The 13,467-nt window shown below is 44.7% G+C and carries 16 protein-coding genes; 1 reads left to right on the top strand and 15 read right to left on the bottom strand.

From position 1 onward, the window contains the following. The first annotated feature begins 91 nt into the window (after nucleotides 1-91). A complete protein-coding gene (locus D8877_RS10065) occupies nucleotides 92-1,576 on the top strand; it encodes a DUF1846 domain-containing protein (RefSeq protein ID WP_125341200.1) in 1,485 nt (494 codons plus the stop codon). Between the two features lie 54 nt (nucleotides 1,577-1,630). Here the strand turns inward: D8877_RS10065 and D8877_RS10060 are convergent, their stop codons facing one another. From D8877_RS10060 to D8877_RS09990, 15 genes are all read right to left on the bottom strand, one after another. Beyond that, nucleotides 1,631-2,065, bottom strand: a complete 435-nt coding sequence (locus tag D8877_RS10060; protein ID WP_002901684.1) for a DUF2178 domain-containing protein — start codon at nucleotides 2,063-2,065, stop codon at nucleotides 1,631-1,633. Nucleotides 2,066-2,074: 9 nt separating this feature from the next. After that, nucleotides 2,075-2,239 carry a hypothetical protein gene (locus D8877_RS10055; RefSeq protein WP_125341201.1) on the bottom strand — a complete coding sequence of 55 codons (165 nt, stop codon included), beginning with the start codon at nucleotides 2,237-2,239 and terminating at the stop codon, nucleotides 2,075-2,077. Next, complete coding sequence (gene relB, locus D8877_RS10050; protein ID WP_002901686.1) at nucleotides 2,236-2,439, bottom strand: type II toxin-antitoxin system RelB family anti-toxin; 204 nt, start codon at nucleotides 2,437-2,439, stop codon at nucleotides 2,236-2,238. Before relB ends, D8877_RS10055 begins: the two co-directional genes overlap by 4 nt. 149 nt (nucleotides 2,440-2,588) lie before the next feature. Continuing rightward, nucleotides 2,589-3,626 carry a sensor histidine kinase gene (locus tag D8877_RS10045; RefSeq protein ID WP_125353231.1) on the bottom strand — a complete coding sequence of 346 codons (1,038 nt, stop codon included), beginning with the start codon at nucleotides 3,624-3,626 and terminating at the stop codon, nucleotides 2,589-2,591. Then, complete coding sequence (locus D8877_RS10040; protein WP_125341203.1) at nucleotides 3,593-4,291, bottom strand: response regulator transcription factor; 699 nt, start codon at nucleotides 4,289-4,291, stop codon at nucleotides 3,593-3,595. Before D8877_RS10040 ends, D8877_RS10045 begins: the two co-directional genes overlap by 34 nt. 12 nt (nucleotides 4,292-4,303) lie before the next feature. Beyond that, nucleotides 4,304-5,026, bottom strand: coding sequence for a lantibiotic ABC transporter permease (locus D8877_RS10035; RefSeq protein WP_125341204.1), 723 nt, complete (start codon nucleotides 5,024-5,026; stop codon nucleotides 4,304-4,306). After that, on the bottom strand, nucleotides 5,026-5,814 hold the full coding sequence (locus tag D8877_RS10030; protein WP_125353229.1) for a lantibiotic ABC transporter permease: 789 nt from the start codon (nucleotides 5,812-5,814) through the stop codon (nucleotides 5,026-5,028). The genes D8877_RS10035 and D8877_RS10030 overlap by 1 nt, the downstream gene beginning before the upstream one ends. Nucleotide 5,815: 1 nt before the next feature. Then, nucleotides 5,816-6,523, bottom strand: a complete 708-nt coding sequence (locus D8877_RS10025; RefSeq protein WP_125353227.1) for an ABC transporter ATP-binding protein — start codon at nucleotides 6,521-6,523, stop codon at nucleotides 5,816-5,818. A gap of 94 nt (nucleotides 6,524-6,617) precedes the next feature. Beyond that, nucleotides 6,618-7,430 (bottom strand): 2-amino-4-hydroxy-6-hydroxymethyldihydropteridine diphosphokinase, encoded by an 813-nt coding sequence (folK, locus tag D8877_RS10020; RefSeq protein ID WP_125353225.1) that lies wholly within the window; start codon nucleotides 7,428-7,430, stop codon nucleotides 6,618-6,620. 87 nt (nucleotides 7,431-7,517) lie between these two features. Continuing rightward, nucleotides 7,518-8,072 (bottom strand): GTP cyclohydrolase I FolE, encoded by a 555-nt coding sequence (gene folE, locus D8877_RS10015; RefSeq protein ID WP_002903492.1) that lies wholly within the window; start codon nucleotides 8,070-8,072, stop codon nucleotides 7,518-7,520. Beyond that, nucleotides 8,053-9,447 (bottom strand): bifunctional folylpolyglutamate synthase/dihydrofolate synthase, encoded by a 1,395-nt coding sequence (locus tag D8877_RS10010; protein WP_125353223.1) that lies wholly within the window; start codon nucleotides 9,445-9,447, stop codon nucleotides 8,053-8,055. The genes folE and D8877_RS10010 overlap by 20 nt, the downstream gene beginning before the upstream one ends. Nucleotide 9,448: 1 nt before the next feature. Then, the gene (gene folP, locus D8877_RS10005) at nucleotides 9,449-10,405 is read right to left on the bottom strand and encodes a dihydropteroate synthase (RefSeq protein WP_125353221.1); all 957 of its coding nucleotides are present in this window, start codon (nucleotides 10,403-10,405) and stop codon (nucleotides 9,449-9,451) included. A gap of 193 nt (nucleotides 10,406-10,598) precedes the next feature. Continuing rightward, nucleotides 10,599-11,237, bottom strand: a complete 639-nt coding sequence (locus D8877_RS10000) for a CPBP family glutamic-type intramembrane protease (protein WP_125353219.1) — start codon at nucleotides 11,235-11,237, stop codon at nucleotides 10,599-10,601. Nucleotides 11,238-11,354: 117 nt separating this feature from the next. After that, nucleotides 11,355-12,104, bottom strand: a complete 750-nt coding sequence (locus tag D8877_RS09995; protein WP_049538928.1) for a CPBP family intramembrane glutamic endopeptidase — start codon at nucleotides 12,102-12,104, stop codon at nucleotides 11,355-11,357. A 142-nt stretch (nucleotides 12,105-12,246) separates the two neighbouring features. Beyond that, complete coding sequence (locus tag D8877_RS09990) at nucleotides 12,247-13,440, bottom strand: acetate kinase (RefSeq protein ID WP_061592324.1); 1,194 nt, start codon at nucleotides 13,438-13,440, stop codon at nucleotides 12,247-12,249. Nucleotides 13,441-13,467 lie beyond the last annotated feature (27 nt).

Raw genomic sequence — 13,467 nt, 5'->3', positions numbered from 1 at the left:
GGCTGCTATCTCTTTTGTCTGATACTTGCCCTTTCAACTTTCCAATTTGAAGAAAATTTTGTTATAATGCTTAGCAGAGGTGAAAATATACATGAAAAAAATTGCTTTTGATTCTGAGAAATACTTAAACCTGCAGCGCGACCATATCTTGGAGCGCATTAATCAATTTGAGGGCAAACTTTACATGGAATTCGGCGGTAAAATGCTGGAAGACTTCCATGCTGCCCGCGTCCTGCCAGGCTATGAGCCGGACAATAAAATCAGACTTCTCAAAGAGCTCAAGGACCAAGTAGAGATTGTCATTGCTATCAATGCCAACAACATTGAGCATTCTAAGGCGCGTGGGGATTTGGGCATTTCCTATGACCAGGAAGTGCTGCGACTAATCGATACCTTTAACGAGCTGGATATTTATGTAGGCTCAGTGGTCATCACCCAGTATTCTGGCCAGCCAGCAGCTGACCTCTTCCGCAGCCAGTTGGAAAAGAATGGCATCGCCTCCTACATCCACTACCCAATCAAGGGCTATCCGACCGATATGGACCATATCATCTCACCTGAAGGTATGGGGAAAAACGACTACATCAAAACCAGCCGTAATTTAGTCGTTGTGACCGCACCTGGTCCTGGTTCTGGTAAATTGGCTACTTGCTTGTCCAACATGTATCATGACCAAATCAATGGCATCAAATCAGGCTACGCCAAGTTTGAAACCTTCCCCGTTTGGAATCTGCCCCTACACCATCCGGTCAATTTAGCTTATGAGGCGGCGACAGCAGACCTGGACGATGTCAACATGATTGATCCTTTCCATCTGCAGACCTACGGAAAAACCACTGTTAACTACAACCGCGATATTGAAATTTTCCCAGTCCTCAAACGTATGCTAGAGCGCATCCTTGGAAAATCACCTTATGCTTCTCCAACGGATATGGGCGTCAACATGGTCGGCTTTGCCATTGTAGATAATGATGCGGCTATCGAGGCATCTCAACAGGAAATCATCCGTCGCTACTACCAAACTATTCTGGACTTCAAGGCGGAGCGCGTTTCTGAATCTGCTGTCAAGAAAATCGAACTTTTGATGAACGACTTGGGCATCACACCGCTGGACCGTAAAGTAACAGTTGTTGCGCGCGATAAAGCTGAAACCACTGGCGAGCCAGCTCTGGCCTTGGAATTGCCAAACGGTGAAATCGTAACCGGTAAGACCTCTGAACTCTTTGGCCCTACGGCAGCTGTATTGATTAATGCCATTAAGAAATTAGCCAATATCGCCAAAGGGACCAAGCTGATCGAGCCTGAGTATGTCAAGCCAATCCAAGGCCTGAAAATCAATCATCTGGGCAGCCGCAATCCTCGCCTCCACTCAAACGAAATCTTGATGGCTCTGGCAATCACAGCCATGGAAAATCAAGATGCGGCAAATGCCATGCAACAACTCGGTAATCTCAAGGGCAGTGAGGCCCACTCCACTGTCACTCTGACAGATGAAGACAAAAACGTCCTGCGCAAACTAGGCATCCATGTTACAATGGACCCCGTTTACCAGTATGATAGACTCTATAGAAAATAAAAACAAGCTCTGTTAAAAGCTTGTTTAGAAAGCTGGCGACGCCAGCTTTTTTTGTTAATAACGCCTAGACAGGAGAAAACGCAAGAGATAGTAAAGTCCCAAAACCAGGATAATGGTCAAGGTCAGAAACTGATTGAGATTTAAAATGATTGGGAAAACCATAGACAGGACACTCAAGCATGCTGCCAGAAGCAAAAGAATATTAAAAAGCAGTGTGCGAGTCTTTTCGTCAATCATGCGATTGCGCTCATCAGTCACCTGAATGTAGAGCTTCTCAAAATTTTCCTCCCGTCTTAGGACCAGATTATACCGAATGGTCATCAAAGAAAGCCCCAGCAGGATGCCGACCATGACTCCTTCCTGCTGATCATCCAGAGAATGAAAGTGGCTCCAGGCCAGTCCTAGCAAGATGATAAAGGTTAAGATACGCCCCACGATAACTTTCCTTTGAAGTTTTTTCCGAAATTCTTGTTTAGTTAATGTTTCCATGTCAGCCTCCTATTTTTCATACGCTTGAAAAATTTTTAACATCACCACAATCAGGAACATTCCTACAAAAGGCAGAATTTCCTTAGGGATAAAATTGGCTTGCAAATGGAGATAAAATAAGCCAACAACAACCAAAATAGCCAATAGCCATTTACACAAATAAGTCCATTTCATGATTCATCCTCCTCAAAGAGAAACACTTCTTCAATCCTTAAATTGAAAAAGGATGCAATTTTATGAGCCAAAAGCAGCGAGGCATTGTAGCGGCCCTTTTCCAAAGAAATAATCGTTTGTCTCGTAACTTCTAGCTTCTCAGCCAGCTCCTCCTGGCTGAGATTTTTTCTTTTTCGTAATTCTTGAATTCGATTTTCCAAGGCTGCCTCCTTTTCATGATGTAAAACAAACTTTACTTTTTAAATATAGTATAGCTCTCTTTACATCTTTTGTCAAGAAGAAAGCGGCAAAAAAAGGACTGAAAATTTAAACATTGCAGTCCTTTCATCATCTTTATTGATTTCCTTTGTTATTTGCTTTCCAAAGCTACAGCCAATTCTACACAAGCTCCTCCTTGGTCTGGATTGAGCAGGGTCAGACGACCACCGTGCAAGAGAGCTACCTGCTTAGAAAAGGCTAAGCCGATTCCATGATGGGGATTAGCTGAATTGCGGCTTTGGTCACTCTGATAAAAGAGCTGTTCCGCTCCCAGCAGCATCTCCTCTGAAAATGCAGGGCCATTGTTCCAGATAGCAAAAACCAACTGGTCCTGCTGCACTGATACCGTTAGCTTGACTTCCTTTTGGTCCTGGTCAGCATGTTCAAGCGCATTCAGTAAAATATTGAGCAAAGCTCGCTTGAGATAGTCCAAATGAATTGACAAAATCAGACTAAGATCACAATCTTCTTGGAGATAGAAACGATAGCTTTCCTGTTTGCTGAACAGTGCCCAGTCGTCCTGGAGATAAGCCAAAAAATCCTCCAAGGAAAGCTGACAGAACTGATTAGAATCAATCTGAAAAGTCTTAGCGTAATCAATCAAAGAGCCACAATACTCTTCCATCTTGTGACTGGCCTGCAAAATCTCAGCAGCATAGTCTGCCTGTGGCTGGCCCAACTGCGCCAACTCCAAGAGCTCAGCATTCCCCTTAATCACAGTTAGAGGCGTCTTCAAATCGTGCGATGTCGCTGATAGTTGTAAAATCAACTCCTGATTATGCTGCTGCTCTTTTTCTAGAAGACGAGTATTTTCTTGATGGCTGCTCCGTAAATCGCTATAAACTTCGAGCATTTCCTCGATCCGAAAAAGCTGGCTTTGATTTTCTTCTAAAAGCTTCTCACTCTTTAGCATTTTTATTTCCCTGTCGATTTTTCGGAGCAATTTCAAAATATGATAAAAAGTAATCAGCAGCAAGCTCCCTGCCCAAAAGGACAAGGTGAAAAGAACGTGATTACTTCCTTGCGTAAATTCATAGCCTATAAGCACAAAAATCAAAACATGGAAAAAGACGATTTTCAAGCTGGTTGTCCAGACTAGGCTTTTGAAATTTCGGGTTCTAATTGCCATCTATAGCCTACTCCTCTCACTGTTGCGATTGCTTGCAGCCCTTCTTGTTTGCATTTTTGGCGAATTTGATATACGTATTCTGAGATGGAGCGAAGCTGTGTTTCTGAGCTTTCTGGGTAAAGCAAGATATGCAGGCGTTCAGCTGAAAAGGTCTGCTTGGGATTGCTAGCAAGTAAATGCAGTAACTTAAACTCTCGCTCTGAAAATTTCAAGACTTTACCAGAACAGGCAACTTCATAGCGCTCTGGATAAAATTGACAAGAAGCAATTTCAGAATAGCGCTCCTCACGTCTTTCCTCCCGCCGAAGATGAGCTCTGACACGCGCCAGCAATTCTTTGGTCCCAAAAGGCTTGACAACATAGTCATCTGCTCCGCGAAAGAGCCCTTCCACTTTGTCCGCCTCCAACTCCTTGGCCGTCAGAAAGATGATTGGACACGAAATATGAGGACGAATGTAGGAACACAGCTCAAAACCATTAACAGGATCCATCATCACATCCAGCAGAATCAAGTCATATCCGACAAAATTCGTCAGCTCTAACTCTTCTATCCGATCAAGCGTCGTCACATCATAAGCATCGAGCTCTAGGACGTTTTTCACCAGCTTCAAAATGCTCCGGTCGTCATCAACCACCAAAATACGATACTGTCTCATAATTTCCATTATAGCATACCTCTAGCGAACATCTCGTTTCAAGCTTAAGAATATAGCAGAGCTCAAAACCAAAGCTAACCATAACAGCTGTATTCCCAGCCCTGATAGATCTATTGAATGCTGAAGCCCTTCATACTCAAAAAGATTTAGGGTAGCCAGATCGGGCAGGTATTTTGCTTCCTTGATGAAAGTTGCCAACAAACGACTGAGACCAATCAAGAGAGGAAAGAGCACCGACACCGGCACAACCCAAGATTGAAATAGCAAAGCGAGGCCGGCAGTTAAGAAAGCCAGAAAAAGATTGCTGAGAAGACCAAAAGAGCTGTAATAGAGGAATTTCCCCAGTAAGGACCAGCTAAAGTCTAGGTCAAATCGAGCCAGCATAACAAAGAAACAGCTACTTATAATGACACTATAGAGAACCAAGAGCAGCAAGAACAGAAAAAGGAATTTCCCAGCCAACCAAGCCTTTCTATTTGATACAGTTAGAAAATTCGTTCGCATCCCAGACTTGACAAACTCTTGGGCAAAATAGAGCGAAGTAAAGATGACGATGACAGGCTGCGCCAGATAGAGGGCATGCAAAGCCTCGCTCAGAGCCTTCGTCTGGCCAACTGCTGTCTGACTGTAGTCAAGATTCATCAGAAAAAATGGAACGATTACCAGAGCCACCAAGGCTGCACCAAGAGCGAGATAGTAAGAACGGAATTTAATCCATTCACTTCTAATCAGAGCTATTATCATCAGTATCGCCCTCCTAAATCCGTCTTCAAAAAGCGCAGAGAGGTCATGCCGCCGATGACTAGTAACCATGCACCAAGTATCAACAACCCTTGGAAGGGATTGTTGGCATATTGGGAAGTTGGCGTTGCCGCAAACAATTCTCCAGCTGGCTGTGGCAGATAAGCTCCCCAACTCGTGTGAGCTGCCAGGTAGTTTCCCAGATTATAGATCTGTGGTACGAGAAAAAGCAGAGGAACTAGCATGGTCCGAGCCAATAAACCTAACAAAAACGAAAGGATTCCCAAGAGGGTTAGAGATAAGGTTTTCCACAAAATCAAACTCCAAGCTGCCTGATTGAGCAGAATTGGATTAAGCCCTTCCTTTCCTAAAGCCAGGTGCATGACCATATAACTAAAGTAGATTGATAAAAAGCTAGTGGCAAGAGAAAAGCAAGCAAAGGTCATGAGTTTACCCACAAGCAACTTCAGGCGGTTATTACAGGTCAAGAGACTGGTTCTCAAGCTATGAGACTGAAATTCCATAGCTCCCAAAATTCCAGCTAAGATAACCAAAACCATGCCTGCCATAGAAGCCCCATTGAGGCCTAGATATTCCAGCGGGTCAATGGCTTCTGCCAGACCGGGAACCGTCTCAGGTGTGGCATCCAAGCCGACAGATAAATACTGCCGACCCTCCAGCCAAGATACGGCAGGCACCAATAGCAGCATGAAGGCCATACTCACTTTGAAAGCCTTGGTTGAGCAAATTTTCAACCATTCTGAATGCAGTAAGGACATCGTTTCTTTCATCTTAAACCTCCTCTGTCAAATCAAAGAAGAGATCTTCTAGACTGTCTGAATCTTGCAGCACCTCTTCCAATCGTCCCTGCTCAATAATTCGCCCATGATGAATCAAGACTACATCATCTGTCACCATTTGCACCTCTGATAGGATATGAGAAGATAGAAGTACCGTTTTCCCTAAATCAGCCTGCTGACGGATGAACTTTCTAAACCACTTAATCCCGCTTGGATCTAGTCCATTGGTCGGCTCATCTAATATAAGAAACTGAGGATCACCCAGCAAAGCTGCTGCCAAACCCAAGCGTTGACCTTCCCCCAGAGACAGACTTGACAAGAGGTCCTTCCTCTTATGAGCGATTCCAGTCATCTCCAAAACCTCATCGATCCGAGACTTGGGAATAGCATTACTCGCCGCAATAATCCTCAGGTGGTCATAGACCTTTCGATTTGGCAAACCGCCAATGCCGTCAAAGGCTGCACCTACCGTTCTGAGCGGATAGGTCATTGACTGATAGGTTTGCCCATCAAAAGTCGCAGTACCAGACGTTGCTCGATCTAACCCCAACAAAATCCTCAAGGTTGAACTTTTCCCTGCACCATTTGGACCCAGAAAGGCTGTAATCCGACCGCTTCTAGCTGTAAAAGAAATATCTTCTAAAATCTGCTTGCTGCCATGCTTTTTGCAGACTCCTTCTATTTTCACCATATGTTCCATATTGAACTCCTTTTGATTTTTCTTTAGTATACAAGGACAAGTTCAGAGAAAGTTCAGACAATAAAAAAACTTGCCTTACGACAAGCTTCTTTTCTCATTTTTCAACCGCATCCCAGAGCTGGCGGGTGCTTTTTTTCTGCACGGGATCGACAAAGTGTGGGGCGATTTCCACCAGAGATTGCAAGACAAAAGCTCGCTCAGCCACATAAGGATGAGGAACAATCAAATCTGGACTATATATCTCCTCCTGCCCTATGTAAAGGATATCCAGATCAATCACACGAGGTCCCCATTTGATCTCCCGCACGCGCCCTAGATCCGCTTCGATAGCCAAGAGCGTCTGCATTAACTCCTCAGGATTGAGCCAAGTTTCAACTTCAACAACTTGATTGAGAAACGGATCCTGCTCAACCCCACCCCAAGGCTCCGTCTCGATACGACTTGATGCCTGCAAAACTCTTATATTTTGCTCTGCTATTTTTTCCAAAGCTGCATCCAGATTGGCAGCTGGGCTGCCTTGATTGCTGCCCAGAGCAATAAAGGCTTTCCGCTTTTGACGCACTAACTTAACTGAGCAGGTCTCTAAAGGCAGCGGAACTGGTGCCCAAGGCTTCTTGACCTCCAAGCTGACCTTTTGCACCAAAGGATGAGTCAGAAAAATCCGATCAATAAGCTTATAAGCCAGCGTCTCAATCAAGTCTTCCTTGCTTTCCTGACACCAGTGGGTCAAATCCTGAGCCAATTCTCCATAGTGGATAGAAGCTGTCAGGTCGCCTGTTTTAGCAGCCCGAGTCATATCATAGTCCAAAATAAGATCCAGCACAAAACGCTGGCCCAATTCCTTCTCCGCTCCAAACAGACCGTGATAAGCATACACTTCCAAATCCTTAATGCGCAGCTGATCCATTTTCTTATCCTTTCTGATTCAAGTTTCTGCATTTCATCCTTAATAAAACTATTTAGCCTTTCCTAACATGCTCCACCACTAATAAGATCAATGTCCCATCAGTTTGTAAGCTTCATTTTTTAGGTCCTTGTCCGTCGCTAAAATGCCACGCGCCGCTGTAGTAACCGTTGCAGTGCCAGGCTTTCTGACTCCTCGCATATTCATACACATATGCTCAGCTTCCACCCAGACCAGGGCCCCTTGAGCACCCAGATAGTCCATCAAGGCCTCAGCAATCTCTACGGTCAATCGCTCTTGAATCTGCGGTTTCTTGGCATAGACCTCTACCGTTCGGGCCAGCTTGGACAGGCCTGCTACCCGACCATTAGGCACATAGGCGATGTGAACCTTCCCGTAAAACGGCAGGAAGTGATGCTCACACATGGAATGAAAGAAAATATCCTTCTCCACTACCATATTATTGTCAATGATTTCAAAAGACTTGGCCAGATGCTCCTCAGCTGTCTCACCCAGCCCAGCAAAGATTTCCTGGTACATTTTAGCAATGCGCTGTGGCGTCTCCTGCAAACCTTCGCGGCTTCCGTCTTCTCCAACCGCCTCAATAATCTGGGCAACAGCTGCTTCAATTTTCTTCGTGTCCATATATGCTCCTATGTTCATTTTTATTTTTTGATAATTGACTTGACTGAGAAGGACGCTCAGCAAAGTTTAACTTGCGATTCTCAAGAATTGATTTTCTAACCTGAGCTAGAAAATAAAGAGAACCCGTAATCAGCAAAAGCTCATCTGACTCATGCTCTACTGCTAAATAATCTGCTAAATAATCCGGCCATTCTTTGTAAGACAGCCCTTGCTGCTCAGCCAGGGCTTGCATGCTCTCTTTAGAAAAACTCCGCGGATCAGCAAAAGCTGTCAAGCTTATAGCTGCTTTGGGAATCTTTTGCAGCAGCTCCACCATATCATCCAAGGCCTTGGTTTGGATACAAGCAAATAAAATGTGCTTCTTATAAGTCGGATAATGCTGGTCCAGTGTCGCAGCTAGCAACCGCAGGGCATGGGGATTATGGGCTCCATCCAGAAAGATAAGCGGCTGATCCGATATCCTTTCCAAACGCCCAGGCCACTCGGCAGCAAGCAAAGCCCTCTCAACCTCTTCTTTTGTCAATAAGGGCAGCGACTGCAGCTGGCAGTATAGGTCACACAAGTGCAGAGCTAGTCCAGCATTGTCCGCCTGATGCAGTCCCAACAGAGCTGTTTGATACGAGTCTTTGGCCCGATAGGCATTCGAAAAGGAAAAGCACTCCCCCTCCTCTGACTCTTGAGGTTCCACTTGATAAGCTTGAGACCAAGAAAAGAGCGGAGCATCTTTTTCAGCAGCCTTTTGCTCGACTACTGCCTGAGCCTCTGGCTCCAACCTACCGGTCACAATGGGAACTCCATGCTTGATAATGCCAGCTTTCTGCTGGGCAATAGCCTCTAGACTGTCGCCCAGCAAGGCCACATGATCCAGATCGACTGTTGTGATTGCAGTCAGCAAGGGCTGACAGACATTGGTACTGTCCAAAAGCCCACCCATGCCGACCTCGATAATAGCCACATCCACCTGCTGCTGGGCAAAATAATCATAAGCCAGAGCAGTTACAATCTCAAACTCAGTCACACCCTGCAAACTAGAGTCTGTCGCATGCTGGGCCAAAAGCTCTTGGTAAAGAGACAACAATCGCTGAAGGTCTTGGTCGGAAATCGCATTGCCATTAATGGCAATCTGCTCATTGTAGCTGACTAGGTAGGGAGAGGTGAAGGTGCCAACCCGCAGGTCTCGCACCTCCAAAAGTTGGCGCAGATGGGCAATGGTTGAACCCTTGCCATTAGTCCCCGCAATATGAATGACTGGCAGCCGCAAATGCGGATTCCCCCGCAGCTCCAGCAAACGCTCCATCCGCTCCAAGCCAAAATTGGGACTGGCTGTCCGATAGGCTTCCAGCCAGCTTAAATCAGGTAATTCTTGTTTTTTCATCTTACTTATACTGACCTAGATTGAGATCTTCTGTCTGCTGTGCTAGACGAATCGCATCGCCAACGGCAGCAGCCATCCGGTGCTTAGCCACTTCGTGCACTCTGACAACTTCAACACCTCTGCTGGCCGCAAGGCTAGTCAGATGGGCTGAAGCTGTATCTCGGTTTTCAAAGCCTTCCTGAGTCTCAGGATTGACCTCAAAGTCGTTTTCTTCTAAGATACTAACGAGAAACCGCTTACGAGAAACCCCAAGAAAAATAGGGAAACCAGCCTGATGGAGACTACCCAGCTCCTGCAAAATGAGAAGATTCTCCCGCTTGGTCAAACCGAAACCAATCCCTGGATCCAGCATGATATTATCACGCGAAAGGCCAGCGTTTTCGGCCACTTTCAAAGATTTCTCAAAACACTTCCACATCAGTTCTGCAATCGGCAAGTCTGCAAAAAGAGACAATTCTTCCTTGCTAAAAGCAGGGGCAAAGCCAAATTCTGGGAAAATCCTTGAGCTGGCATGTTGAGGACGAGCCATCACTGGATTAAACATGACAATAACCGGCGCACCATATTTCGCAGCTGTCTCTGCCATCTTTTCATCACCCAAAAGACCAGTAATATCATTGATGATATCTGCACCCGCAGCCAAAGCCGCTGCAGCCACTTCCGACTTCCAAGTGTCCACAGAAATCACAATATCACTTTCCCGACGAATAGCTTCAATGACTGGCACGACTCGCTCTATCTCTTCTTGAATAGCCACAAAATGACTACTGCCTGGCCGAGTAGACTCACCACCAATATCCAGCATGTGAGCTCCCTCAGCAATCAACTTTCTAGCCTGAGCCAATGCCGTCTCAACCGTGTTGTAGCGCCCACCATCTGAAAAGGAATCCGGCGTCGCATTGATAATGCCACAGAGGCCCGTTCGGCCATCTGGAGCGATTGCTTTTAGATTCACCATTGATTTTCATCTCATTTCTATTGACTGCCCTGCTCTTCAACAAAAAAGGCACACTCATCTAGTGTACTGCAAAGCTCTCAGCAGATGCAGCATCCAGTCCTATGAACTGCACTCGACTTCACAAGAAGACCTTATCTAGTCCCTTGTTTCATTTACCATTTTACCATAATTCTTCTATTTGACAAAACACTTTCTAAAAGCAAAAGGGTAAAAGGCTGAGAATAATCATATTTCGGAGAATATGGGCCAGCATAGACAGCTCCAAACGCTGAAAATAAGGCCTGAGGAGATGGGCAAAGACCAGTCCCAAAACTAGATAGGAGAGAAAACACAGAGTTTCCTGAGGATTTTTCGCAAGGGAAAAGCAGAGCAAACCTAGTGCAATCCCCCAGCTCTTCCGATAGCGAAGAGAGGAGTCACTGTCAATAAATTTCGGTGCTGCAGGGGATAAAACGGCGATGTCAATCCCCAGAAGCAAAAGAGAAGATGACAGAAAACTCTCCGTCAGCATCTGCTCCACCGCCTGTCCTGACTGCGCCTCCTTGCCACACAGCAGAAGAACCCCCGCAGCATTAACCAAAATCATCAAAAAATACAAGAAAAGCAGGTGTCGATAGTTGCTTGACTGACGCAGAGAACCTTTGATTTCCTGCAGATCTCTGGCAAAATAAAAGGCACAACAAAAAAGCAACCCCAGCAAGCCCACCATAAAAAGCAGATTAGCCTGACTAAAGACCAAGCGATGAGGCATTGGATGAAGCATGAGCAGCAGTCCCGTCTGAGTCAACATAGCCAGTAGTAACAATTGAATGATTTTTTCTAATTTCAGCATATTCTCTCCATTCTTCTCTTATCATTATAGAAGAAGTAAGAGCCAGCTGGGAGAAATCCCCTCAAATGTCCTAATTTGTGCCTCAAATGACAAAAAAAGCAGATATTCTCTGCTTTCTTACTTGTTCACCAAACCTGTCAGTATCATAATGAGTACTGCAACTCCATTTCTCAGCATGTGTGCTAAAATAGACATTTCCAAACGCTTAAATATGTAAGCAACAGCAGCTAAAACAGCACCCATACCTGCATATATAACAAAACTGCCGATATTGGTCGGACCATGAAAAAGACCGAAAAGAATGACTCCTACAACCAATCCCCAAACATAATGCTTGGTAAAAATCTTCTGAGGAATCAAGCCACGAAAGACCACCTCTTCCAAGATAGGAGCCTGAATCACAGCACCTACCACTAATAAAATCTTGGGTACATGCTGAAATAAAGCATTCAAGGCATCCTGATTAGCAGTGGAAATAGCCTGACCTTCCAGCAGCATGATAATTGCTCCCAGCATGTTGACGCCAATCATGACAACATTAGAAACAGCTAACCAGCCAAACGAAGACCATTTGAAAAAGCTAAAGTCAAGGCTCAGCAGTTCTTCTTGCTTAGCCATTCTCAGAACAAAAAAGACAATCAAAAGATATACAACCAGCACAAAGATAGTCTGTCCAGCTGAAAAATTCTTTTCAGAAGCAGTCATCTGTCGGATAAATATAAATGGTATCTGGCTGAGAAATAAGACAAACAAAGTCAGTAGAATGTACTCTAATTTTTTTAGAATTGCTTTCATGTCTTCCTCCTTTTCCTTCCTAGTATAGCTCAATTTTCTTATTTTGTATAGACAATTCTTAACTGCAAGCATTTTATATATCACGTATTGAGAGCCAATACTGATAGTGACTATGAGAACGAATCGCTCAATGTTTTCAAGGCCAGCAACCAAGAAAATCCTTTCTTAAAGCATATAAAAAGCCCAGTCAAACTGAGCTTTTGGATTTTTTGTTTTATTGATTTTTGAAACGTTCAACATCACGGGCAATGACCAACTCTTCGTCAGTCGGGATAACCAAGACTTTGACCTTGGCATCAGGACTGGAAATCACGCCCTCTGCACCACGCACATTCTTTTCTGGATCTACGTTACAGCCAAACCAAGAAATACCATTAATAACCAGTTCACGAATGGTCACAGAATTTTCACCGATTCCTGCGGTAAAGATGATAGCATCAGCTCCATTCAAGACGGCAAGATACTGACCAATGTATTTTTGAATCCGGTCCACAAAAATGTCATTAGCTAATTGAGCCTTGGCATCACCTGCCCGCATTGCTTCATGAATATCACGCATATCACTTGACTTCTCAGAAACTCCAAGCAAGCCAGATTCACGATTCAAAACGCGGCTAATATCTTCCGGAGTATTAAAGTCATCTGTGTATTGCATCAGGTAAGGAATGATGGCTGGGTCGATATCCCCTGTACGTGTTCCCATCATGACACCGCCAAGTGGTGTGAATCCCATAGATGTATCTACAGAAACGCCCTTGTCAACTGCTGTGATAGAAGCTCCGTTACCGATATGGCAAGTAATAAGTTTGAGTTCTTCAATCGGACGTCCCAAAATTTTAGCAGCTTCCTTGGCTACATACTCATGGCTGGTACCGTGAGCTCCGTACTTGCGAACCTTGTTTTCAGTGTAATATTTAGTCGGAATCGGATAGCGATAAGCTTTTTCCGGCATAGTTGTATGGAAAGAGGTGTCAAAGACTACCACGCTGGTAATGTCTGGCAGAATTTCTCTAAAAGCACGGATACCTGCAGCGTTGGCTGGATTATGCAATGGAGCCAGAAGAGACAGCTCTTCTACCTTTTGAATCACTTCTTCATCAACGAGGGCTGAATCCTTAAAGTATTCACCGCCAGCCACAACACGGTGGCCCACACCGGTAATCTCATCATAAGATTCAATGATATTGAAACGTTTCAAATCGTCCAGCAAAATTTTTACGGCCTGCGTATGATCTGCAATATCAAGAACCTGCTTTTCTGAACGACCATCAAATTTCACTGTTGAAATAGAATCCTTGAGACCAATCCGTTCCAGCAAGCCCTTAGCCAAGACCTTTTCTTCCGGCATCAAGTAGAGTTGCCATTTTAAGCTTGAGCTCCCTGCATTAATAGAAATTGTTTTCGACATTTCTTCACCTCTTTAAGCGTTTTCAAA

Origin of the sequence: Streptococcus sanguinis (assembly GCF_003943735.1) — a bacterium.
Classification (GTDB): Bacteria; Bacillota; Bacilli; order Lactobacillales; family Streptococcaceae; genus Streptococcus; species Streptococcus sanguinis_E.
Note: the sequence above shows the minus strand (reverse complement) of the source record. Positions and strands in the feature narration are given on the sequence as shown.